The organism is Sphingomonas sp. GC_Shp_6, assembly GCF_026540835.1.
Taxonomy (GTDB): Bacteria; Pseudomonadota; Alphaproteobacteria; order Sphingomonadales; family Sphingomonadaceae; genus Sphingomonas.
This window is the reverse complement of the sequence record NZ_JALNUO010000009.1, coordinates 81,237-104,149: the sequence shown is the minus strand read 5'-3', so window position 1 is coordinate 104,149 and position 22,913 is coordinate 81,237. Positions and strand designations below refer to the sequence as shown.

Annotated in this window: 18 protein-coding genes and 1 tRNA gene; 18 read left to right on the top strand and 1 reads right to left on the bottom strand. The window is 67.7% G+C overall.

The window, feature by feature from the left end; genetic code table 11:
- The first annotated feature begins 55 nt into the window (after window positions 1–55).
- From OXQ95_RS12070 to OXQ95_RS12050, 5 genes are all read left to right on the top strand, one after another.
- Window positions 56–3,115 carry a TonB-dependent receptor gene (locus OXQ95_RS12070; protein ID WP_267381811.1) on the top strand — a complete coding sequence of 1,020 codons (3,060 nt, stop codon included), beginning with the start codon at window positions 56–58 and terminating at the stop codon, window positions 3,113–3,115.
- A gap of 143 nt (window positions 3,116–3,258) precedes the next feature.
- Window positions 3,259–4,809 (top strand): tryptophan halogenase family protein, encoded by a 1,551-nt coding sequence (locus tag OXQ95_RS12065; protein WP_267381739.1) that lies wholly within the window; start codon window positions 3,259–3,261, stop codon window positions 4,807–4,809.
- A gap of 11 nt (window positions 4,810–4,820) precedes the next feature.
- Window positions 4,821–6,311 (top strand): glucoamylase family protein, encoded by a 1,491-nt coding sequence (locus tag OXQ95_RS12060; RefSeq protein ID WP_267381738.1) that lies wholly within the window; start codon window positions 4,821–4,823, stop codon window positions 6,309–6,311.
- Entirely contained in the window at window positions 6,308–8,557 is a 2,250-nt protein-coding gene (locus OXQ95_RS12055; protein WP_267381736.1) for a glycoside hydrolase family 3 N-terminal domain-containing protein, read from the top strand. Before OXQ95_RS12060 ends, OXQ95_RS12055 begins: the two co-directional genes overlap by 4 nt.
- A complete protein-coding gene (locus OXQ95_RS12050) occupies window positions 8,554–10,962 on the top strand; it encodes a TIM-barrel domain-containing protein (RefSeq protein WP_267381735.1) in 2,409 nt (802 codons plus the stop codon). The genes OXQ95_RS12055 and OXQ95_RS12050 overlap by 4 nt, the downstream gene beginning before the upstream one ends.
- A 250-nt stretch (window positions 10,963–11,212) precedes the next feature.
- Here OXQ95_RS12050 and OXQ95_RS12045 read toward each other — a convergent pair.
- Window positions 11,213–11,302: transfer RNA gene (locus OXQ95_RS12045), tRNA-Ser, on the bottom strand.
- A gap of 122 nt (window positions 11,303–11,424) precedes the next feature.
- Between OXQ95_RS12045 and hspQ the strand changes: the two genes are divergently transcribed.
- The 13 genes from hspQ to lptG all read left to right on the top strand — a co-directional run bounded on the left by hspQ (window position 11,425) and on the right by lptG (window position 22,909).
- The gene (gene hspQ, locus OXQ95_RS12040) at window positions 11,425–11,805 is read left to right on the top strand and encodes a heat shock protein HspQ (protein ID WP_242096828.1); all 381 of its coding nucleotides are present in this window, start codon (window positions 11,425–11,427) and stop codon (window positions 11,803–11,805) included.
- A gap of 117 nt (window positions 11,806–11,922) precedes the next feature.
- Window positions 11,923–12,261, top strand: coding sequence for a 50S ribosomal protein L21 (rplU, locus tag OXQ95_RS12035; RefSeq protein WP_242096827.1), 339 nt, complete (start codon window positions 11,923–11,925; stop codon window positions 12,259–12,261).
- Between the two features lie 14 nt (window positions 12,262–12,275).
- Window positions 12,276–12,545: a 50S ribosomal protein L27 gene (gene rpmA, locus OXQ95_RS12030; RefSeq protein WP_242096826.1), complete on the top strand. Its 270-nt coding sequence runs from the start codon at window positions 12,276–12,278 to the stop codon at window positions 12,543–12,545.
- A 185-nt stretch (window positions 12,546–12,730) separates the two neighbouring features.
- A complete protein-coding gene (locus OXQ95_RS12025; RefSeq protein ID WP_267381734.1) occupies window positions 12,731–13,252 on the top strand; it encodes a GNAT family N-acetyltransferase in 522 nt (173 codons plus the stop codon).
- Between the two features lie 49 nt (window positions 13,253–13,301).
- Window positions 13,302–13,883: a TetR/AcrR family transcriptional regulator gene (locus OXQ95_RS12020; protein WP_242096824.1), complete on the top strand. Its 582-nt coding sequence runs from the start codon at window positions 13,302–13,304 to the stop codon at window positions 13,881–13,883.
- Window positions 13,884–13,936: 53 nt separating this feature from the next.
- A complete protein-coding gene (gene obgE, locus OXQ95_RS12015; protein ID WP_267381732.1) occupies window positions 13,937–14,983 on the top strand; it encodes a GTPase ObgE in 1,047 nt (348 codons plus the stop codon).
- Window positions 14,984–14,987: 4 nt separating this feature from the next.
- The gene (proB, locus tag OXQ95_RS12010) at window positions 14,988–16,088 is read left to right on the top strand and encodes a glutamate 5-kinase (RefSeq protein WP_267381731.1); all 1,101 of its coding nucleotides are present in this window, start codon (window positions 14,988–14,990) and stop codon (window positions 16,086–16,088) included.
- Window positions 16,085–16,984 (top strand): NAD(P)-dependent oxidoreductase, encoded by a 900-nt coding sequence (locus OXQ95_RS12005; RefSeq protein ID WP_267381730.1) that lies wholly within the window; start codon window positions 16,085–16,087, stop codon window positions 16,982–16,984. Before proB ends, OXQ95_RS12005 begins: the two co-directional genes overlap by 4 nt.
- A 57-nt stretch (window positions 16,985–17,041) precedes the next feature.
- A complete protein-coding gene (locus OXQ95_RS12000; protein WP_267381727.1) occupies window positions 17,042–17,284 on the top strand; it encodes an acyl carrier protein in 243 nt (80 codons plus the stop codon).
- A gap of 1 nt (window position 17,285) precedes the next feature.
- Window positions 17,286–18,548, top strand: a complete 1,263-nt coding sequence (locus tag OXQ95_RS11995) for an aminotransferase class I/II-fold pyridoxal phosphate-dependent enzyme (protein WP_267381725.1) — start codon at window positions 17,286–17,288, stop codon at window positions 18,546–18,548.
- 51 nt (window positions 18,549–18,599) lie between these two features.
- A complete protein-coding gene (locus OXQ95_RS11990) occupies window positions 18,600–20,537 on the top strand; it encodes an ATP-binding protein (RefSeq protein WP_267381723.1) in 1,938 nt (645 codons plus the stop codon).
- Between the two features lie 81 nt (window positions 20,538–20,618).
- Window positions 20,619–21,812 (top strand): LPS export ABC transporter permease LptF, encoded by a 1,194-nt coding sequence (lptF, locus tag OXQ95_RS11985; protein ID WP_242096817.1) that lies wholly within the window; start codon window positions 20,619–20,621, stop codon window positions 21,810–21,812.
- Window positions 21,809–22,909 carry an LPS export ABC transporter permease LptG gene (lptG, locus tag OXQ95_RS11980; protein ID WP_267381721.1) on the top strand — a complete coding sequence of 367 codons (1,101 nt, stop codon included), beginning with the start codon at window positions 21,809–21,811 and terminating at the stop codon, window positions 22,907–22,909. The genes lptF and lptG overlap by 4 nt, the downstream gene beginning before the upstream one ends.
- Window positions 22,910–22,913: the final 4 nt, after the last annotated feature.

Here is a 22,913-nt window from a genome sequence, read left to right as displayed (position 1 = left end):
TAAGGGTCTTCAGCGGGCGGCCGTCCTTGCGCGGCTTGGAGCATCCGCGGTGGCGATGGCCGCCGCCGGCGGAATCGTGGCGCCGACGGCGGCGTTTGCCCAGCTCGCCCAGGCGACGCTTCGCGGCCATGCCCAGGCCGGCGTCGAGATCGTGGCCACCGAGGTGAATACCGGCTCGGTTCGTCGTGCGACGGTGGGGGCTGACGGCACCTATGTCATCGCCGGTCTCCAGCCCGGCAACTACCACGTCGTGGCCGGTGCGCAGGCGGCGGATGTCGTCGTCACGGTAGCATCGACGTCGGTCCTGGACCTGGATGCGGCGAACGCAGCGGCGGCAGGCGACATCGTGGTGCGCGGCACGCGCCCGACGACCGACGTACACTCGTCGGAAGTGAACCAGTTCGTAACGCTGCACGACATCGCCGCGCTACCGCAGATCACGCGCAACTTCCTCGAATTCGCCGACACGGTTCCAGGCGTCCAGTTCCAGGTCGATTCGCAGGGCAACACATCGCTCCGCGGCGGCGCACAGCTCGCCTCGTCGGTGAACGTCTATATCGACGGCGTCAGCCAGAAGGACTTCATCAACGGCGGCTCCGGCATTACCGGCAGCGGCGGCCCGCAGGGCAATGGCGATCCCGGCAACCCGTTCCCGCAGCTTGCGATCGGCGAATACAAGGTCGTCACGTCGAACTACAGCGCCGCCTATGGCGACGCCGGCAGCTCGGTCATCATCGCGCAGACCAAGTCGGGCACGAACCAGTTCCACGGCGACTCGTTCTTCGAGTACACCAACCAGAATCTGCGCGCGCGCACGATAGCCGAAGAAGCGAGCGACACCGCCAAGGCGAAGGTGCCGAGCAAGCAGTATGGCGTCGCGCTTGGCGGCCCGATCCTCAAGGATATCGCGCACTTCTTCTTCACCTGGGAACACAAGGACCTGTCGAACCAGTACAGCGTCGTGCCCGGTTCCGGTATCTCGCCGGCCCAGGCGGTGGCGGTGCTCCCGGCGAATATCGCCAGCCAATATGGCCCAGTGACGAACCCGTTCACCGAAAATCTGTATTTCGGCAAGATCGACCTGGAGCCGACCGACAAGGACCGGTTCGAGGGCACGATCAAGTTTCGCCTCGAAAACTCGCTTAGTGGCAATACCGGGCAGGCGGCCGCCTCGACTCGCGCGCCGTTCAAGAACGACGACCGCCGCGCCGACTTCCGCTGGCAGCACAACGCCGAGAGCTGGACGAACGAAGCGCTGGTCGGCTACCAGAATACCAACACGTCGACGATCGCGACCACGATCACGCCGCAGCAGCAATATGTCTATTATCCGGACGGCACGATCAACGGGCAGCAAACGACGCTGATCGTCGTCGGCGGTGCGGGATCGGGGATCGGCGCGATCAGCCGTCAGCGCGGCTGGACCGCGAAGGACGACCTGACGGTACCCAACGTCAAGCTGGCAGGCGACCACACGTTCCGCGTGGGTTTCACGTTCAACTCGATCAAGCTGACCTCGCAGAATGCGAGCAACGACCTGAACAGCGCGACCTATTATTATGCCGTTACCCCCAACGGGGTCGCCGCCGCGCCGTTCGAGGTGCAGTACCCGCTGCTGTCGGCCGGCGTCGCGTCGCCGAGCGTGACCACCACCGACAAGCAGTACAGCGCCTATGTGCAGGATGATTGGAACATCAATCGCAACCTGACGGTGAACCTCGGCCTGCGCTGGGATCGCGAGGAGGTGCCGGCCTATCTGAACTATGTGACGCCCGGCTATGTCGTGGCCGGCATCAACGGGCCGTTTTCCTCGACCGTGTCGCAGAGCTACGCCTCCGTCCTTGCGCAGGGTAACGGCAACACGCCCGGCTACAACATCAACGACTATATCAGCACCGGCACCAACCGCCACGCGCCCAACAATTTCTCGCCGCGCCTCGGTTTCTCTTACGACGTCTATGGCGACAGCCGGCACGTCATCTTCGGCGGCTATGCCCGCGCATACAACCGCAACCTCTTCGGCACGCTGGCGCTGGAGCAGCTGAAGATTGCGCTCAACGGCAACCCGCAGGTCTATTTCCCGTCTGCGCAGACCACGGATTCGTTTGGCGCCTGCGCCACCGCGAACGACGTCAACTCGGCGAACCACTGCTATGCCTACAATCCGAGCTATCTGACGGCGGCGGGGCTGGCGACGATCCCGATCGCGCCTAGCTCCCACGAGATCGATCTGCTGCACAACAACATCCGCACGCCGCATTCCGACCAGTTCAGCCTCGGCATGCGCAACAAGATCGGCGACTGGAACACCGAAGTCACCCTGTCGTACATCGAGAGCTTCGACGGCATCGTCGGCCGGCTAGGCAACCGCTACAGCGATGGCTCCTATTTCCAGAACGGCATCCCATGGGGCGCATCGGGGGTGCCCGGCGCGGGCTCGCTCATCCTGTTCGACAACGGTGCCAAGGACCGGCTGCTGCAGCTCGGCATCGGCGCACAGAAGGCGTACACGCGGGATTCGCATTGGAGCGCGACGATCTCGTACACGCTGTCCTATGCCGAACAGAACAATCTCGCGGGCGGGGCCAACCCCTATTCGATCAACAGCAACCAGTATCTGTTCGATTTGCCGTACAGCTACCTGTATCCCTATGTCCGGGCGACCGCAGTGCCGACGCACCGGATCGTGGCGACCTACACGCGCGATCTGTTCTGGGGCATCTCGGCCGCGACCAAGGTCACGCTGGCGACGCCGCAATACGCCACCACCATCATCGGTTGCTCGGCGGCCTGTAACTCCTATGGCGGCGAGTCGTTGTTCTACAGCCGGCGGCCGAACGGCTTCCTCGGCTACAAGGACATCGATCTTCAGGTGTCCAAGGACGTGACGTTCTACAAGTCGGTCGGCGGCTTCGTCCGCGCGGACATCCTTAACCTGTTCAACTTCAAGAACTACGATCCCAACGCGATCTTCTACAACACCCAACTGCCGGCCGGCGTCACGGGAGGGCTGCCGTATGGCAACGTCAACCTGCTCGCACCGGCGCAGTATAACCGCTCGACCTCGACCGGCCTGCCCTTCACGGTGAAGTTCTCGGCGGGCCTGCACTTCTAGGCGGTTCGGCGGCAGCCGCGGTCCGGGCGCCTACCCGGGTCGCGGCCGTCGTGCCGCGCAGCCCCGACGCCACCCGTTTCCTGACCGGTTCCGGTATGCGAGGCGTGCCTGGATCGCGGCACTCAAACCCTGAACGGTGATCGATGACGGAACAGCAAGGCGCGGCGCCGATCCGGTCGGTGGCGATCATCGGCGGCGGTTCCGCGGGCTGGATGAGCGCGGCCGCCATCTCCAAGATGTTCGGTCGCAAGATCGACGTGACGCTGGTGGAATCGGAGGAGATCGGGCTGATCGGCGTCGGCGAGGCGACCGTCCCTCACCTTTCCGCCTTCAACCGCATGCTCGAGATCGACGAAGCGGAATTCGTCCGCGAGACGCAGGGCAGCTTCAAGCTCGGCATCCGGTTCGACGACTGGGGCCGGATCGGCGACAGCTACGTCCACGGCTTCGGCACCATCGGCCGCGATCTGGGGCTGCTGCCGTTCCACCAATATTGGTTGAAGGCGCGGGCCCGGGGGCAGGCGAAGGATATCGGCGCCTATTCGCTGAACACGGTCGCCGCGCCACTCGGCAAGTTCATGGCAGCGCCGAGTGACGCCCCCAAGGGCTCGCCACTCGCCGACATCGCCTATGCCTTTCATTTCGATGCGGTGCTCTATGCCCGTTTCCTCCGCCGCCGTGCCGAGGCGCAGGGTGTGCGACGCGTCGAGGGCAAGGTCGTCGCCGTGCATCGGGGTGGAGACCGCGGTTTCGTCGACAGCGTACAACTGGAAAGCGGCGAGCGCATCCGCGCCGACCTGTTTCTCGATTGCACCGGCTTTCGCGCATTGCTGATCGGCGATGCGCTGAAGGTCGGGTTCGACGACTGGACGCACTGGCTGCCGTGCGACCGTGCGCTGGCGGTGCCGTGTGAAAAGACGGGCCCGCCGACCCCCTATACCCGCTCGACCGCGCGCGAGGCGGGATGGCAGTGGCGCATCCCGCTGCAGCATCGGACCGGCAACGGCCATGTCTACAGCAGCGCCTTCACCACCGACGACCGCGCAGCGGATATTCTGCTGGCGAATCTCGACGGCAAGCCCTTGGCCGATCCGAAGCCGATCCGCTTCACGACCGGGAAGCGCCGCAAGTTGTGGGATCGCAACGTCATCGCCATCGGTCTTGCCGGCGGCTTTCTCGAACCATTGGAATCGACCGCGATCTATCTCGTCCAGGCCGGTATCAACCGCCTGATGCATCTGTTCCCGCACGCCGACTGCGACGTCGCATTGCAGGACGTCTACAACGAGCAATCGACGTTCGAATATGAGCGCATCCGCGATTTCCTCATCCTGCACTACCACGTCACGCAGCGGGATGATTCGCCGTTCTGGAACCATATGCGGATGATGACTGTGCCGGAGGCGCTGCAGCGCAACATCGACCTGTTCGGTGCCGATGGCCAATTCTTCCGCGATGGCTCCGAGATGTTCGGGCTGGCGAGTTGGGTACAGGTGATGCTCGGCCAGGGCTTGAACCCGCGCACCCATCACCCGGCGGTCGACTGGGTCGCCGACGCCGATCTGCACGCGCTGATCGATCATGTCGGAAAGGTGATCGCCTCGAACGTGTCGCTGATGCCGTCGCACGAGCAGTTCATCGCGCGATGTTGCGCTGCGCCCGGTCACGGCGCGGCGGGCGGGCGCCGGTCTTGAGGAGCGAAGCGATGCATATGGATCGGCGTGGTCTGCTTCGCGGGGGTGTCGCCCTCGGCCTTGCACTCGGCGGCGGCGTTGCCGTCAGGGCGGAAAGGGCGGGATCGCTGGACCCGGTGCTCGCCGATCTTCACCGGCGCACCTTTCGCTATTTCTGGGACACCGCGCACCCGGTGACCGGCTTGGCACCCGACAACTGGCCGTCACCGAATTTCGCCTCGATCGCGGCGACCGGCTTCGCGCTCACCGCCTACTGCATCGGCGCGGCGAGTGGCTATGTCGCGCGCGCCGCGGCGGCACGCCGTGCGCTGACGACGCTGGCCACCTTCGCGCGGGGTCGACAGGGGCCCGAGCCGACCGGCAGCATCGGTCACAAGGGCTTCTTCTACCATTTTCTCGACATGGCCGGCGCCACGCGGTTCGGGCGGTGCGAATTGTCGAGCGTCGACACCGCGCTCTTCCTGGGCGGCGCGCTGACGGCGGCGGGCTATTTCGACCGTGACGATCCGATCGAGGCGCAAGTGCGCGCGACAGCGCTCCGCCTGTACGAAGGAGTCGACTGGACCTTCATGGCGCGCGACAACGGGCTCGTCAGCATGGGCTGGCATCCGGAGCCGGGCCTGCGCGACCATGATGCGCGCGGCCTGATCGACCGCAACTGGGATCGCTACAACGAGGGCATGCTGATCTATCTGCTCGGTCTCGCCTCGCCGACGCACCCGCTTCCGCCCCAGACATGGGCGAGTTGGAGCGCGACGGTCGGGACAAGCTGGCGCAGCGACTTCGGTGAACCGCGGCTCGGCTTCTCGCCGATGTTCGGCCACCAATATTCCCATGGCTGGTACGACTTCCGCGGGGTCGCCGATGGCTTCATGCGCGGCAAGGGCATCGACTATTTCATCAACTCGCAGCGCGCGACGGCGGCGCAGCGAGCCTATGCGATCGCTAACCCCGGCGGTTTCGTCGGCTATGGCGCGGACTGCTGGGGCCTGACAGCGTGCCAGGGGCCGGCAGACGCGTCCGGTGCGGTGCGCGGCCGGCGCGTGCTGTTCCGCGAATATGGCGCGCGCGGCATCCAGGACGGCGACGGCGAGTCGTTCGACGACGGTACGATCGCGCCCACGGCTGCGATCGGTTCGGTGATGTTCAGGCCCGACCTGGGCGTGCCGCTGATCCGTGCGCTGCGGGCGCGGTACGGCGCTGCGATCTACCGCGACTATGGCTTTGTCGACGCGTTCAATCCCAGCTTCCCCGCCGACATGCCGACCAAGACCGGCGCCCACGATCCGCGCGCGGGCTGGGTATGCGGCGAGTATCTGGGCATCGATCAGGGACCGATCCTGATCGGGCTGGAAAATCATCGGTCCGGACTCGTTTGGGACTGGTTCTGTCGAAGCGCCGCGAGCGGCCCCATCATCCGTCGCGGCTTTCACGCCGCCGGCTTTCGCCCCGTCGCAGCGGCTGGCGCGTGGCTCGGCCATTCTCGAGGAGCATCTGCATGACCCTTTCACGCCGCGCGATCCTGAAGGGCGCTTCCGCGCTGGCCGTCACGGTGGCGACGGGGCCGCTGCTCGCCCGGCCGGGCCGGATCGCGCCGCGGATCGATGCGCTGATCGCAGCCATGAGCCTGGAGGAGAAGGCCGGGCAGCTTTCGATCTACAGCGATCCCGTCCGCAACGATGGCGCCGCGGTCAATCCCGGTCTCCAGCGCCAGGGGCTGGTCGAGCTGAAGGCGCGGATCGCGCGTGGCGAACTGACCGGGCTGTTCAACGGCTCGGGTGTGGCCCTCGGGCGCGCGTTGCAGCAGGTCGCGGTCGAGCAGACGCGGCACAAGATCCCGCTGATCTTCGCTGGCGACGTCATCCATGGTTTCCGCACCCAGTTTCCGATCCCGCTCGGGGAAGCGGCGAGCTTCGATCCATCGCTCGCCGAGCGCACGGCGCGTGCCGCCGCAATCGAGGCAACCGCACGTGGGCTCCACTGGACCTTCGCGCCGATGGTCGACGTGGCGCGCGACGAGCGTTGGGGACGCGTGGCCGAGGGGTCGGGCGAGGATCCGTGGCTCGGCGCGCAGTTCGGCGTCGCACGCGTCAAAGGATTTCAGGGCAAGGACCTGCGCGATCCGACGAGCATGCTCTCATGCCCGAAACACTTTGCCGCTTATGGCGCGGTGCAGGGTGGCATGGAGTACAACACCGCCGACATCCCGCTGACGACGCTGTGGCAGGTCCATCTGCCGCCGTTCCGCGCGGCCTTCGACGCGGGCGCATTGTCGACGATGGCGAGCTTCAACGACATCGCCGGCGTGCCCTCTACCGGCAGCCATTATCTGCTCACCGAGGTTCTGCGCGACCAATGGGGTTTCCACGGCCTTGTCGTGTCCGATTATACCGGCGACGAGGAATTGATCCTGCACGGCTACGCCGCCGACGGACCCGATGCGGTCGTCAAGGCGCTGACCGCGGGCTGCGACATTTCGATGCAGAGCGGCCTCTACTGGAAGCATTTGCCCGATCTGGCGCGGGCCGGGCGGGTGCCGATGGCCGTGATCGACCGGGCGGTGCGCCGCGTGCTCGCGGTGAAGGAAGCGCTCGGGCTGTTCGACGATCCCTATCGCTCGCTCGACCCGGCGCGCGAGGCGGCGGACATACGCCGACCCGAGACGGTGGCGCTGGCGCGGGAAGCGGCGCGCAAGTCGGTCGTGCTGTTGAAGAACGACGGCGGGCTCCTCCCACTGGCCAAAACCGGAGCGATCGCCCTGATCGGGCCTGCCGTGTCCGATCGGGCCGACCTGCCGGGCCCATGGGCGGTGTTTCCCGACGTCGCCAACCACGTCACGATCGAGGAAGGCTTCCGCGCCGCGCTCGGATCGGGCGCGCGGCTGCACGTCGCGCGCGGATCGGATTACGAGGCACCGCTCGCCGGCGGGATCGCGGCGGCGATGGCGGCCGCGCGGGCGAGCGACGTGATCGTGCTGGTGGTGGGCGAGAGCATGAGCATGTCGGGCGAAGCGCAGGCCCGCGTCGATATCGGCGTGCCCGCGCCCCAGCTCGCGCTGGCCGAGGCGCTCGCCGCGCTCGGCAAGCCGATGGTGGTGCTGCTGCGCCACGGCCGCGCGCTCGCGCTGACCGGCGCGGTGCGCGCCGCACCGGCGATCATGGCGACATGGTTCCTGGGGTCGGAAACCGGCCATGCGCTTGCCGACCTCGTGTTCGGCGACGCCGCACCCCAGGGACGCCTGCCGGTCAGCTTTCCCCAGGCCTCGGGGCAGGAGCCGTTCTTCTACGACCACCGGCCGACCGGGCGGCCGCAGCTGACCGACGATAAAGCCTATAAGGCGCGATACCGTGAAGTGACGAACGCGCCGCTTTATCCGTTCGGCCATGGCCTGACCTATTCGACGATCGCCTATGGTTCGACCGTCGCGCCGGCGCGGATGGCGGCCGGCGGCGCGCTGACGGTTACCGCCACCGTCACCAACACCGGCCATCGGCCGGCCCACGAGGTGGCGCAGCTTTACATTCATGACCGGGTGGCGGGCATCACCCAGCCCATCCGCGTGCTGAAGGGCATCCGGCATCTCGATCTCGCGCCCGGCCAGAGCGCGACCGTCGCCTTCACGCTGACCGCGGCCGATCTGGGCTATGTCCATGCCGATCTGACGAGCTACCCCGATCCCGGCGCCTTCGACGTCGTGATCGCGCCGTCGGCGACGGGCGGCACGCCGGCAAGCTTCGTTCTGGCATGAGGGGCCGGCATATCGTGCTGCTCGCGGCCATGGCGCTGACGGCGGCCGGCGCCTCCGCGCGGACGACCGATCGCTACACGGTCGCGCAGGGCGGCGTGGTGCTGGAGATAACGGCGCCGCGGGACGACATCGTGCGCGTACGCGCCGGCCATCCCGCGCTGCCGGAGGATGCGTCATGGGCGGTGCCGGCCGATGTGCGGGCGCACCGCGTGCCGTTCACGGTCGTGGAATCGGGCGACGAGACGCGGCTGACCACCGCCGCGATCACCGTCACGCTCGACCGGACGCATCTGCGGATGACGATCGCGGACCGGGCCGGTCACGTGCTGCTCGACGACGCGCCGGGCGACGCGCTGGCCTTCGACACCGCAGGCGGTTTCCACGTCCGCAAGGCGATGCCGAGCGACGCACATTTCTTCGGCCTGGGCGACAAGACCGGTCCGCTCGACCGGCGGGGCGGCGCCTTCACCTTGTGGAACAGCGACTCGTTCGGCTTCGGCCCGGCGACGGACCCGCTCTACAAGTCGGTGCCGTTCGTGATCGGGCTGCAGGACGGCGGCACCAGCTTCGGCCTGTTCCTCGACGACACGTGGCGCAGCAACTTCGATTTCGGCAAAGCGGAGCGCGACACCTGGTCGTTCGGTGCCGAAGGCGGGCCGCTCGACTATTATGTCATGGCCGGAGCAGGGCCGAAGGCGATCGTGCAGGATTACACCTATCTGACGGGAAGGCCGCCGCTCACCCCGCTCTGGGCGCTGGGTTTCCAGCAATCGCACTGGAGCTACATGACGCAGGGCGAGGTGCAGGGCATCGCCGACCGCCTGCGCCGCGACCACATCCCCGCCGACGCGCTATGGCTCGACATCGACTATCAGGATCGTGATCGTCCATTCACCGTCGACACGAAGGCGTTCCCGGATCTGCCCGGCCTGGTGCGGTCGCTCGCGACGCAGGACCTTCACCTCGTCGCCATCACCGACCTCCACATCGCGGATGCGCCCGGCCAAGGCTATGCCGCCTATGACAGCGGAAGCGCGGCGGACATCTTCGTCAAGCGGCCCGACGGACGGCCCTATGTCGGTCCGGTCTGGCCAGGCCCTTCGATGTTTCCGGATTTCAGCCGCCCCAAGGCGCGGGCGTGGTGGGGCAACCAGTTCCACGCCCTCGTCGGCATGGGGGTCTCGGGTTTCTGGAACGATATGAACGAGCCCTCGGTGTTCGATACGCCCACCAAGACCATGCCGCTCGATGTCCGCCACCGGATCGAGGAACCCGGCTTCGCATCCCGCACGGCCACGCATGCCGAGATGCACAACGTCTATGGTCTGCTCAACACGCGCGCGACCTATGAGGGGGTGCTCGCGCTCGCGCCCGACCGCCGGCCGTTCGTGATGACGCGCGCCTCCTATGCCGGCGGCCAGCGCTATGCCGCGACCTGGACCGGCGACAACCTATCGAGTTGGGCGCATCTAAATCTGTCGACGACGCAGCTCGTCAGCCTGGGGCTGTCCGGCTTCGCCTATGCGGGCGACGACATCGGCGGCTTCGCCGGCGATGCGCCATCGCCCGAACTCCTGACGCGCTGGATCGAGGTGGGCGCCTTCAATCCGATCTTCCGCGATCACTACCAGAAGGACAAGCCGGCGCAGGAGGTGTGGGTCCATGGCCCGGAGCAGGAAGCGATCCGCCGCCGCTACATCGAGGAACGCTACCGGTTGCTGCCGTATCTCTATGCGCTGGCGGACGAGATCAGCCGTACCGGCCTGCCGCTGATGCGGCCGGTGTTTCTCGACTATCCCGGGGTGGTGGCCAAGGGCGACCATCTCGGCGGCACCGAACAGCAGTTCATGCTGGGCGACGATCTGCTCGTGGCGCCGCCGCCGACGCCCGAATCGCCGGCGGCCTATACCAACCCTCTGCCCGACTCCGGCTGGTATGATTACTGGACCGGCCAGCGCATCTCGGCCGCGGCCACGAACGAGAAGCCGACGCTCGACCGCCTCGCCGTGTTCGTGCGGCCAGGCGCGATCGTTCCCCGCCAGCCGCTGGTGCAGGCGACGGGCGAGGTGCCGAAGGGCAATTTGGCGCTTGGCGTCTATCCCGGCGCAGACTGCCGCGGCTCGCTGTACCTCGACGACGGCGTGAGCTTTGCCTATCGGCGCGGGGACTATCTGCGGCAGCGCGTGACGTGCGACGCCACCCACCTGGTCTTCGCGGCACGGGACGGTCGTTTCCACCCCTGGTGGCATGCGATCGACGTGACGGTACACGCGTGGACGTCTGCTTTGCCGCACGTCGCCGTGGCGGGCGGGCCAGTGCCGGCGCGGGTCGATGCCAACGCGCATACGCTGCTCTTCACGATACCGGACATGCCGCACCCCACGACCGTGACGATCGGCGGCTGACACGAGGGCTTTGCCAGCCGGGTTGCGGACCGAGCAGAAACTGGCCCCGGGTTGCAGAGCCGCGGCTGCCATCGCTGTCGAGCGATAAAGCCACCAACTTACCTCTATCAACTCTAACGTTCAGGAATGACCAGAACGCCATCTACCGTATGCTCGGATTGGGGTGAGCACATCTGTCCACCTGCGTGTCAGCATCTGGCAGGAAACATCCGCCTAGATCATCCAGAACCAATGCCAACGGGCGGGTAAATGGCGGAGAGGGTGGGATTCGAACCCACGGTACCCGTGAGGGCACGCCGCATTTCGAGTGCGGTACATTCGACCACTCTGCCACCTCTCCGCGAGGATCTTACGGCCCTGCTGGATGCGGGGTCGGCCGGTCGAGGGGCGCGCCCTAACGCAATCATTTGGGGGATACAAGGGGCTGCTTGTGCGCTGCGAAACAATGATTAGATTGCAGGCATGCCCCGTCACGACATCACCGAACACGCCGCCGCCACCGAGGTGAAGGCGCCCCCGATCGCGCATGCCCGGTTTTCGATCGGCGACGTGGTGCGTCACCGGATGTTCGATTTTCGCGGCGTGATCTTCGACGTCGATCCGGTCTTCGCCAACAGCGAGGAATGGTATGACGCGATTCCCGAAGGCGTGCGGCCCCGCAAGGACCAGCCCTTCTATCACCTGCTCGCCGAGAACATGGAATCGAGCTACGTCGCCTATGTCAGCCAGCAGAATCTGGTGGCGGACGAAAGCGACGAGCCGGTGGACCATCCCGCGATATCGGGATTGTTCGTCGGCTATGCCGATGGCCGCTACCGCCTGCGCCAGCAGCATCGCCACTGAGGCGCCAATCGCCTGCTAGTTTGGGTTGACACTCCGCCCCCCCTCGCCTAGCTCGCGCTTTCTTCCCGCCGGGTCTCGCCTGCGCGGGGCACAGGTGTTTTTGGAAAGAAGAGAGCCATGTTCGCAATCGTGCGCACGGGCGGCAAGCAGTACCGCGTCGCCGCCGGAGACAAGATCGTCGTCGAGAAGATCGACGGCGAAGCCGGCGCGTCGGTGACGCTCGGTGATGTGCTGCTCGCGGGCGAAGGCTCGGAGCTGCGTTCGGTCGAGGGTTTCACGGTCGCCGCCGAGATCATCGCGCAGGCGAAGGCGGACAAGGTCATCGTCTTCAAGAAGCGCCGCCGTCACAACTACCGCCGCAAGAACGGCCACCGCCAGCAGCACACGATCCTGAAGATCGTGAGCGTCGGCGGTCAAACCGCAGCCGGGCACGACGCCCCGGCCGCCCAGGCGTAAGGAGCGAATTCGACATGGCACATAAGAAAGCAGGCGGTTCGTCGCGCAACGGTCGCGATTCGGCCGGTCGCCGCCTCGGCGTGAAGAAGTTCGGTGGTCAGGAAGCGATCGCGGGCAACATTCTCGTGCGCCAGCGCGGCACGAAATTCTATCCGGGCGCCGGCGTCGGCATGGGCACCGATCATACGCTCTTCGCGCTGGTCGACGGCCGAGTCGCGTTCAAGGAAGGCCGTCTCGGCCGCAAATTCTGCTTCATCGAGCAAATGGCGAACGCCGCCGAATAACGGGCAACCGGCCGGGTTGCCCACCAGGGTGACCCGGGTTCGCGAAAGCGATACCGAACAAGGGAGCAGGGTCACCCCGGCTCCCTTTTTTCGTGCCTCCCTCCATCTGTCGCCGGCCCGTCACACGGACGTGCCAGCGCCCGCAAAAGGAGGATGCCGACGTGTTCGCACGGACCAAGAGATTGATGTTGCGGCCAAGTTGGCCCGAGGACGCGCCCGCGCTGGCCGCCGCGATCGGCGAGGCCAGGGTCGCGCGGATGCTGACGCGCGTGCCGCATCCCTACACGCTGGCCGATGCGCAGGCCTTCGTCGCCCTGCCCCGCAGCGCACATGACGCACGCTTCCTGGTGTTCGCGCATGAGGGCGACGCGCCCGAACTGGTGGGCGGGATCGGCATCAGCGACGAAGGTGGCATGCCGCAGCTCGGCTATTGGCTGAAGCCGGACGCATGGGGTCGCGGCTATGCGACCGAAGCCGGCCGCGCGGTGATCGACATGGCGCGTTATGCCCTGCCGATCGGCAAGCTGGGCGCGTGGCATTTCCTCGACAATCCGGCATCGGGCCGCGTGCTGCACAAGCTCGGTTTCCGGCCCACGGGCGCGGTGATGGCGAAGGCGTCGGCAGCGCGCGAAGGCGAGTTTCCGTCCGCGGCCTATGTCCTCGATCTGGACGGGCGAAGGAGCGAGCCCGTGCCGATCGCAGCCTAGCCGGCGCCTGCACGATTGCCTTCGCCCGGTTTTGCGCCGAAACGCCCCCATGCCCGCCGCCACCCCGCCCCGCCGCCGTCTCCCGCCCGGCGAATCGCGCGATGCCGCGCTGGAGGCGGCGCGCGCGCTGCTGGTGGAACAGGGGCCCTCGAGCGTCACGCTGAAGGCGGTGGCCGCGCGCATCGGGCGGACGCACGCCAATGTGCTGCACCATTTCGGCTCGGCGGAAGGGTTGCAGAAGGCGTTGATCGAACGGATGGCGATGGGGATCGTGGCCATGATCCGCGCCGCCGTGCTCAGCGTCCGCGCCGGCGAGCAGCAGCCGCGCGACGTGGTGGACCTGACGTTCGACGCGTTCGGCAAGGGCGGCGCGGGCGCGCTGGCGAGCTGGATGATCCTCAGCGGCGACGAGGATGCGCTCGATCCGATCCTGACCGCGATCCACGATCTGGTCGACGAACTCGCCGAGGGGCACATGCCCGACGAAAAGCCGATCCACGAAGAGACGCTACAATTGGTGCTGATGGCGCTGGGCGACGCGCTGCTCGGCCGGCCGATGGCGCGCGCGCTGGGGCTGCCACGCGACACCGCGCGGGCGCTCGCGACCGAGGCGCTGCTGGCCAAGCGGTGACGCCCGGCGTTAAACCGTCGCTTTAAGACCGCTAAGCCGTTACGGGACGCGCCATGCATTTTCTCGACCAGGCCAAGATCTTCACGCGTTCGGGCGCCGGCGGCCCCGGCGCCGTCAGCTTCCGTCGCGAGAAGTACATCGAATATGGCGGCCCCGACGGCGGCAATGGCGGCAAGGGCGGCGACATCATCTTCGAGGCGGTCGCCGGGCTCAACACGCTGATCGACTTTCGCTACACCCAGCATTTCCGCGCGCCGCGCGGCCATGGCGGATCGGGGCAGAACTGCACCGGCGCGGGCGGCGACGATCTCGTCATCAAGGTGCCGGTGGGCACGCAGGTGCTGTCCGAGGATCGCGAGGAGGTGCTGCTCGATTTCACCGAGGCCGGGCAGCGCAAGATCTTCCTGCGCGGCGGCGACGGCGGGCGCGGCAACGCGACCTACAAGACCGCGACCAACCGCGCGCCGCGCCAGCACGGCACCGGCTGGCCGTACCAGGAGGCCTGGGTGTGGCTGCGCCTCAAACTGCTCGCCGATGCCGGGCTGGTGGGGCTGCCCAATGCGGGCAAATCCACCTTCATCAACGCGGTGACCAACGCGCAGGCGAAGGTCGGCGCCTATGCCTTCACCACGACGCGCCCGCAGCTCGGCGTGGTGCGCCACAAGGCGCGCGAATTCGTGGTGGCCGACATCCCGGGGCTGATCGAGGGCGCGGCAGATGGCGCAGGCATCGGCGACCGGTTCCTCGGCCATATCGAACGCTGCCGCGTGCTGCTGCATCTGGTCGACGCCAATGATGCGAACGTCGCCGAATCGTACAGGATCGTGCGCGACGAGCTGGAGAATTACGGTGCCGGGCTGACCGACAAGGCGGTCGTCGTGGCGCTCAACAAGGTGGACATGCTCGATGCCGAGCTGATCGCCGCCCTGTCGGCCGAGCTGGCCGAGGCGAGCGGCGCGCCGGTCTTGCCGCTGTCGGGCGCGAGCGGCGACGGCGTCGAGGAGGTGCTCGACCGGTTGCTCGAGGCGATCGGCAGCAAGGCGACAGTGGTCGCGGCCGATGACGAGGGCGAGGACGAGATCGCGTGGTCGCCGGTCTGACGCGATGATCTTCGCCCCCGCCGATTGTGCGCGGCTGATCGTCAAGGTCGGCTCCGCGCTGCTCGTCGATCCCGATGGCGGGGTGCGGCGCGAATGGCTGGGCGGGCTCGTCGCCGATGTGGCGGAGCGCGTGCGCGACGGACAGCAGGTGGCGATCGTGTCGTCGGGCGCGATCGCGCTGGGTGCGCGGCGGCTGGGGCTGGGCAAAGGTGGCCGCGCCAGCCTGGAGGACGCGCAGGCGGCCGCCGCGACCGGGCAGATCGCGCTCTGCCATGTCTGGGCCGAGCTCCTCGCCGCGCAGGGGCTCGTCGCCGCGCAAATGCTGGTGACGCTGGACGATCTGGAGGATCGCCGTCGCTATCTCAATGCCGCAGCAACGCTCGGGCGGCTGCTTGGGCTGGGCGCGGTGCCCGTCATCAACGAGAATGACAGCGTGGCGACCGCGGAGATCCGCTTCGGCGACAATGACCGGCTCGCCGCGCGCGTGGCGCAGGCGGCGGGCGCACAGGGCGTGGTGCTGCTGTCCGACGTCGACGGACTCTACGATGCCGATCCGCATCAGAACCCCGCCGCACGGCATATTCCCCGCGTCGACCGGATCGATTCGATCGCCGCGCTGGCGGGCGCGGGTTCGGCGTCGGGCATGGGATCGGGCGGCATGGTTTCGAAGATCGCAGCGGCGCGGATCGCGACGGGCGCGGGCGTGGGGCTCGTCATCGCCTCCGGGCGGGTCGACCGGCCGCTTTCCACCGAGGCGCGGCACACGGTCTTCGTCCCCGAACGCGCGGCGCCGGCGCGCAAGGCGTGGCTGTCGGGCGGGCTTACCGCGCGGGGCACGATCCGGATCGATGCCGGCGCGGCGGCGGCACTGGCGGCGGGGGGCAGCCTGCTCTCGGCCGGGGCGACCGCGATCGAGGGCGATTTCGTCCGCGGCGATCTGGTGGTGATCGCCGGCCCCGATGGCATGGTGGCGCGCGGGCTGGCGGAATATGATTCGGCCGATGCCGCGCGGCTGCTGGGCAAGCGCAGCGACGAGCACGCCGCGATCCTCGGCCACGAGCCCCGCGCCGCGCTGGTCCACCGCAACCATCTGGCGCTGCTGTGATCCTAGCGCTCACCGGCGGCACCGGCTTTGTCGGCGGCCATCTGATCGACCAGGCGCTGGCCAAGGGGCATGATGTCCGCGCGCTGGCCCGGCGGCCGCAGCCGGCGCGCGAGGGCGTGACGTGGATCGCGGGCGCGCTGGACGACGCCGCAGCCCTCGCCGCGCTGGTCGAGGGCGCCGACGCCGTCGTCCACGTCGCGGGCGTGGTGAACGCGGCCGACCGTGCGGGTTTCGTCGCCGGCAATGTCGAGGGCACGCGCGCGGTGATCGCCGCGGCGACCCGCGCCGCCACGCGCCGCTTCGTCCATGTCTCGTCGCTGTCCGCGCGCGAGCCGCATCTTTCCGATTATGGCTGGTCCAAGGCGGAGGCGGAGCGGCTGGTGGAATCGAGCGCGCTCGCCTGGACGATCGTGCGCCCCACCGGCATCTATGGCCCCCGCGACACCGAGATGCGCGACATGTTCCGGATCGCCCGATACGGGCTCGCGCTGCTGCCGCCGCCGGGGCGCGTGTCGGTGGTCGCGGTCGAGGATCTGGCCGAATTGCTGCTCGCGCTTGCCGCCACCGATGGTGCACGCACCGTCTATGAGGTGGACGATGGCGGCACCGGGATGACGCATGCCGAACTCGCCCATGCGATCGGCGCTGCGGTGGGGCGGCGGGTGTGGCCGATCCACCTGCCCGCGCCGTTGCTGCGCGTCGGCGCCGCGATCGACGGACGGCTGCGTGGGTCGGGTGCCAAGCTGACCGCGGACCGCGCCCGTTATCTCTGCCATGCCGACTGGACGGCGGATCCGGCGAAGCACCCGCCCCCGTCGCTCTGGACGCCGCGGACGCTCACGCCGGCGGGGCTCGCCGCGACCGCCGCATGGTATCGCACACACCGCCTGCTATAGGCGTCGAAAAGCCGCCGCATTTGGCTGCCAGAGCCTCGGCACCCGCAAAGGACCATCATGAGCGACCGCGAGACCATCTTCGACACCGTCGCCGCGCAGATCGCGCCCTTCAACAAGAAGGGCGTGGCGCTGTCCGAAGCCACGACGTTCCAGGGCGATCTCGAATGGGACAGCCTGACGGTCATGGATTTCGTCGCCGCGATCGAGGACGAGTTCGACATCATCATCACGATGAACATGCAGGCGGATATCGAGACGGTCGGCCAGCTGGTCGACGCGGTCGAAAAGCTGAGGGGCTGAGATGACCGAGACCGGATTCCAGGCCGAGGCCCTGCCGATCGATCCGCCGACGGTCGCGCCCGAACGCGACCTGATGAGCAAGTTCGACGGCCTGATCGCCGAACGCCGCGCCTTGCTCGACACCGGCGTGCGCGATCCGTTCGCGATCGTGATGGAAGAGGTGAAATCGCCCACCGAGGCGGTGATCCGCGGCAAGGACACGATCCTGCTCGGCACCTATAATTACATGGGCATGACGTTCGATCCCGACGTGGTGGCGGCCGGCAAGGCCGCGCTCGACCGGTTCGGTTCGGGCACCAACGGCAGCCGGATGCTCAACGGCACCTTCGCCGACCACATCGAGGTCGAGCAGGCGTTGCGCGATTTCTATGCGATGACCGGCGCGATCGTGTTCTCGACCGGCTACATGGCCAATCTGGGCATGATCTCGACGCTCGCCGGCAAGGGCGAATATGTCATCCTCGACGCCGACAGCCATGCCTCGATCTATGACGGGTGCGCGCAAGGGAATGCCGAGATCGTCCGCTTCCGCCACAATTCGGTGGAGGATCTCGACAAGAGGCTCGGGCGCCTGCCGAAGGAACCCGCCAAGCTGGTGGTGCTGGAGGGCGTCTATTCGATGCTCGGCGACATCGCCCCGCTGCGCGAGATGGTCGCGGTGGCCAAGAAACATGGCTGCATGGTGCTGGTCGACGAAGCGCATTCGATGGGCTTTTTCGGGCCCAACGGGCGCGGCGTGTACGAGGATCAGGGGCTCGCCGATCAGGTGGATTTCATCGTCGGCACCTTTTCCAAATCGGTCGGCACCGTCGGCGGCTTCTGCGTTTCGAACCATCCGAAGTTCGAGGCGATCCGCCTCGCCTGCCGCGCCTATATCTTCACCGCCAGCCTGCCGCCCTCGGTCGTCGCCACCGCTGCGGAATCGATCCGCAAGCTGGCGGTCGCGCACGACAAGCGCGCCCGGCTGTGGAGCAACGCGCGCACGCTGCATGGCGCGTTGACCGACATGGGATTCCGGCTGGGCACGCAGACGCCCGAATCGGCGATCATCGCGGTGATCCTCGACGATCAGGAACAGGCCGTCACGATGTGGCAGGCGCTGCTGGAGGCGGGGCTGTACGTCAACATGGCCCGCCCGCCCGCGACGCCGGCCGGCACCTTCCTGCTGCGCTGCTCGCTGTGCGCCGAACATACACCGGCACAGATCGAGCGGATCACGGCGATGTTTCGCGCGGCGGGCCAGGCCGTGGGCGTCATCGGCTGAAGCGCGTGGGGGCGCTTTTCACGCCAATCGGCATCCGATAGGATCGCCGTCATGACGCGGGACGAGCGGGACGCACCGGCCCCCGGAGGCTGGCCAGCCTGGCGCACCATCACGCTGGTCGCGATGGCGCTGCTGGGCGCGGCCGTTTTGATCGCGCTGATCCTGACGCTCGGCAGCGCCAATCGCGAACGCGACGCCGCGCTCCGGCGGCAGACGCACAGCTATGACGTGATGATCCTCGCGCGCACGCTGGCGGGGACGATCGCCCGGTCCGAGGCGTCGCTCGGCCGTTATGTCATCAGCGGCGACAAGCAGCTGGGCCAGCTCTATTTCGACGAGTGGCAACAGGCGGGCGGCCAGATCGACCGGCTCGACCAGATCACCGACGACAATGTCGAGCAGCAGCCGCGGATCGACCGGCTGCGCGACGCCTATGAGACGCGCGGCAAGGAATTGTCGCTGATCGCGCTCTCGACCAACTACAAGCTCAACGAGCAGGCGCTGGCCCGCTATTACAAGGCGCGCAAGGCCGCTTCGCTGACGGAGATCAACGCCGAGCTCGACGAGATCATCGATCGCGAACACAGCCTGCTCGACGAGCGTACGGCCGCGGCGATGGCCTCGGTCGATCGGTCTAGCCGCATCGCGGGCGTGCTCGCGATCTTCGGCATCCTGATCGTGCTGGGCGCGATCGCGCTGGGCTGGCTGACGATCAAGGCGATCGGCGAGCGCGCCCTTGCCCGTGCCGATGCGGACGCGGCGCAGCAGCGCGCCGCCGAACTCGCCGCCGCGGTGGCCCAGGCGACCGACGACCTGCGCGCGCAGGAGGCCAAGCTCCGCCAGGCGCAGAAGATGGATGCCGTCGGCCAGTTGACCGGCGGGATCGCGCATGATTTCAACAATATGCTCGCGGTCGTGCTCGGCGGACTCGAGCTTGCGCAACGCAGCCTGCACGACGGCGCGACCGCACGCCGCCACCTCGACAGCGCGCGGGAGGGCGCCGATCGCGCCGCCGCGCTCACCCGCCGCCTGCTCGCGTTCAGCCGCGAGGAATCGCTGAAGCCCGAGCCGATCGGCGTCGGCGCGCTGGTCGGCGGCATGACCAATCTGCTCGACCGGACGCTGGGCGATGCGATCACCGTCACCACCGACGATCGATCGCAGGGCTGGCGGGTCTGCGCGGACCGGCTCCAGCTCGAAAACGCGATTCTCAATCTGGCCGTCAACGCGCGCGACGCGATGAATGGGCGCGGCACGCTCGGCATCGCGGTCGCATGCGCGACGCTCGCCGCGGGCGAAGTGGGCGCGTGCGCCGCGGGCGATCACGTCACCATCGCGGTCGCCGACAGCGGCGAGGGCATGGCGCCCGAGATCGTCGAGCGGGTGTTCGAGCCGTTCTTCACCACCAAGCCCGTCGGCAAGGGAACGGGACTGGGGCTGAGCCAGATCTTCGCACTCGTCCGCCAATTGGACGGGGATGTCGACATCGCCAGCACGCCGGGCGTGGGCACGACGGTGACGCTCTACATCCCGCGCGAATCCGCTCCCGCGCACGCCGCCGAAGTATCGAGCGCGATCGCCGATCCGGGCAGCCCGCGTGCTCGCGCCGCGCTTCGCGTCCTGGTCGTGGAGGACGATCCGCGCGTCCTGGCCGCGACCAGCCAGGCGCTCGTCGAGCTCGGCCATCATGTCGTGCCCTGCGACGATCCCTTCGCGGCCGGCGCGCTGATCGACGCGCATGCCATCGACATCATCCTGTCCGACGTGCTGATGCCGCGGCGTACGGGGCCCGAGATGATCGCGGCGCTCGGCGACCGGATCGCCGATGTCGCCGTCCTGTACGTCACGGGCTTTGCGGGCGAGGTGAACGCCAGCGAGTTCGGCGAGCACGGCGTGTTGCGCAAGCCGTTCACGCTCGCCGCGCTGGAACAGGCGATCGCCGCCGCCGTCGCCGCGACGCCCGCGCAGCAGCAGATCGCCGCCGAATGACCGCCGCCTTTTTCGGCTGACGCTCGCCCCCTGCCCCTCTATACGTGGCCGCCATTCCAGCGGAGCCGCGTTTCCAGCCCCATGAAATCCATCGACCGCTACATGGCCCGGCTCATCGCGGTCCCGCTCTTCTCCACGCTGATCGTCGCCGCGATGCTGCTGGTGCTCGACCGGATGCTGCGGCTGTTCGATTTCGTGGCAACCGAAGGCGGCCCGATCAGCGTGGTGTGGCGGATGCTCGCCAATCTTCTGCCCGAATATCTGGGGCTCGGCATTCCGATCGGCCTGATGCTGGGCGTGCTGCTCGCCTTTCGCCGGATCGCCACGACCTCCGAACTGGACGTGATGCGCGGCGTGGGCATGAGCTACGGCCGGCTGCTCCGCGTGCCCTATATGTATGCGATCGTGCTCGCGGCGATCAACATCGGCATCGTCGGCTATGTCCAGCCGACCTCGCGCTACGCGTACGAACAGCTTCGCTTCGAACTGCGCACCGGGGCGCTCGGCGCGTCGATCAAGGTGGGCGAATTCACCCATCTGGGCGACCGGATGACGATGCGGATCGAGCAGAGTCGCGACGAGGGGCGCAAACTTTCCGGCATCTTCGTGCACGCGCAGACCGCCAAGGGCGACTGGCTGGGCGTCACCGCCGCCAGCGGCCAGTTCCTCGCGACCGACGATCCCAACGTCATCATCTTTCGCCTGACCAACGGCACGCTGATCCACAACCGGATCGGGTTCAACGTGCCGCGCGTGCTGACCTTCAGCCAACACGACCTGCCGATCGATCTCCCGAAATTCGAAAGCTTCCGCCAGCGCGGCGGCGGCAATCTCGAATATACGCTGCCCGAACTCGCGCGCGCCGGCCATCACGCGCAAAGCCTTCAGGAGCGCAACGGCAGCCGTTCCGAATTCCATTTCCGTCTGACCGAGGTCGCCTCGATGTTCCTGCTGCCGCTTCTGGCTCTCGCGCTCGGCGTGCCGCCCAAGCGATCGTCGTCCGCGCTCGGCGTGTTCGTCGCGATCGTGATGATCGTGGTGTATTTCAAAGTGAACCAATATGCTGCCGGCGTCGGCGATCTCGGCAAGGTGGATCCGCTGATCGCGCTGTGGGGCCCGTTCGCGGTGTTCGCCGGGCTGGTGCTGTGGATGTACTATACCATCGCCTATGTGCCCGGCGGCCAGCCGATCGGTGCGCTGGAACGCGGCTTTTCGAAGATCGCGAAGGCCGTCACCCGCCGCATGCCCGGCCAGCGCAGAGAGGCGTCGCGATGACCCTGAAGGGCCTCTTCCCGTCGCCGACCGTAGCGGCCTATATGGCGCGGCTGTTCCTCGTGCGGACGTTCGGCATCCTGGGCGGGCTGGTGCTCGTGCTGCTCACGCTCAACCTTCTGTCCGAATCCAGCAAGATCCTGGCCTATCACGGCAACGGCCAGGCCGAGATCTGGCGCTATGTGTCGCTGCGCGGGCCCGAGCTGATCGCGTTCGGCCTGACCTATTCGGTGCTGCCGGGCACGATCCTGACGCTGATGACGATGAACCAGAATAGCGAGATCATCGCGCTGAAGGCATCCGGCATGTCGGCGCATCAGGTGCTCGCGCCGCTGATCGTCGCCAGTTTCGGCATCGCGGTGCTGAGCTTCGCCTTCAACGACCGGATCGTCAGCCGGGCCCAGGCCACGCTCGATCAATGGGAAAAGGTCGGTTACGGCCCCCTCCCGATCGACCGCGGCGACCGCACCAATGTGTGGGTGCGCGACGGCGACGACCTGATCGAGGTGGACCAGGTGCGGGGCCGCGGGGCCGGCGCCGTACTGGGGGGCGTGACGCTCTACGATCGCACGGGGGGCAATCTCGCCGGCATCATCCGCGCGCCCCGGGGGCGGCTGGCGAAGAACGGCTGGTCGATCGGACCCGATGCGACCCGCTTCGACGTGCGCGCGGGAACGCTGACGCATCTGGGGACCATCGTGGTCGGCAAGGGGGTGCGCCCCGATCAGTTGACGCTCGCCACGGTGAACGCGGACGGCCTGTCCTTCGGCGCGCTCAAGGCGGCGATCGGCGATCTTTCCGGCGCGGGCCGTCCCACGAAAGCACTGGAAGGCGCCTTGTGGCACAAGCTGTCGGGGCCCCTTTCGGCCTGCCTGATGCCGCTGCTGGGCGCGGTGGCGGCGTTCGGCATCGCGCGCTCGGGCAAGCTGTTCATCCGCGCGGTCGCGGGGATGATGCTGGGCTTCGCCTATTTCGTCGCGGACAATTTCGCGCTCGCGATGGGCAGCCTGGGCGCCTACCCGCCGTTCCTCGCGGCCTGGGCGCCGTTCCTGCTGTTCTTCCTGATCGGCGAAGCGGTGCTGTTCCGATCCGAGGAATAGGCGC

What these genes read in the sequence shown, in the direction of transcription:
- rplU (WP_242096827.1), top strand. Translation starts at nt 11,923, where the DNA reads ATGTTCGCAATCGTGCGCACGGGCGGCAAGCAGTACCGCGTCGCCGCC.
- OXQ95_RS12020 (WP_242096824.1), top strand. Translation starts at nt 13,302, where the DNA reads ATGCCCGCCGCCACCCCGCCCCGCCGCCGTCTCCCGCCCGGCGAATCG.
- rpmA (WP_242096826.1), top strand. Translation starts at nt 12,276, where the DNA reads ATGGCACATAAGAAAGCAGGCGGTTCGTCGCGCAACGGTCGCGATTCG.
- OXQ95_RS12060 (WP_267381738.1), top strand. Translation starts at nt 4,821, where the DNA reads ATGCATATGGATCGGCGTGGTCTGCTTCGCGGGGGTGTCGCCCTCGGC.
- lptF (WP_242096817.1), top strand. Translation starts at nt 20,619, where the DNA reads ATGAAATCCATCGACCGCTACATGGCCCGGCTCATCGCGGTCCCGCTC.
- OXQ95_RS12055 (WP_267381736.1), top strand. Translation starts at nt 6,308, where the DNA reads ATGACCCTTTCACGCCGCGCGATCCTGAAGGGCGCTTCCGCGCTGGCC.
- OXQ95_RS12000 (WP_267381727.1), top strand. Translation starts at nt 17,042, where the DNA reads ATGAGCGACCGCGAGACCATCTTCGACACCGTCGCCGCGCAGATCGCG.
- OXQ95_RS12065 (WP_267381739.1), top strand. Translation starts at nt 3,259, where the DNA reads ATGACGGAACAGCAAGGCGCGGCGCCGATCCGGTCGGTGGCGATCATC.
- OXQ95_RS12050 (WP_267381735.1), top strand. Translation starts at nt 8,554, where the DNA reads ATGAGGGGCCGGCATATCGTGCTGCTCGCGGCCATGGCGCTGACGGCG.
- proB (WP_267381731.1), top strand. Translation starts at nt 14,988, where the DNA reads ATGATCTTCGCCCCCGCCGATTGTGCGCGGCTGATCGTCAAGGTCGGC.
- hspQ (WP_242096828.1), top strand. Translation starts at nt 11,425, where the DNA reads ATGCCCCGTCACGACATCACCGAACACGCCGCCGCCACCGAGGTGAAG.
- OXQ95_RS12025 (WP_267381734.1), top strand. Translation starts at nt 12,731, where the DNA reads ATGTTGCGGCCAAGTTGGCCCGAGGACGCGCCCGCGCTGGCCGCCGCG.
- OXQ95_RS11995 (WP_267381725.1), top strand. Translation starts at nt 17,286, where the DNA reads ATGACCGAGACCGGATTCCAGGCCGAGGCCCTGCCGATCGATCCGCCG.
- lptG (WP_267381721.1), top strand. Translation starts at nt 21,809, where the DNA reads ATGACCCTGAAGGGCCTCTTCCCGTCGCCGACCGTAGCGGCCTATATG.
- obgE (WP_267381732.1), top strand. Translation starts at nt 13,937, where the DNA reads ATGCATTTTCTCGACCAGGCCAAGATCTTCACGCGTTCGGGCGCCGGC.
- OXQ95_RS11990 (WP_267381723.1), top strand. Translation starts at nt 18,600, where the DNA reads ATGACGCGGGACGAGCGGGACGCACCGGCCCCCGGAGGCTGGCCAGCC.
- OXQ95_RS12070 (WP_267381811.1), top strand. Translation starts at nt 56, where the DNA reads ATGGCCGCCGCCGGCGGAATCGTGGCGCCGACGGCGGCGTTTGCCCAG.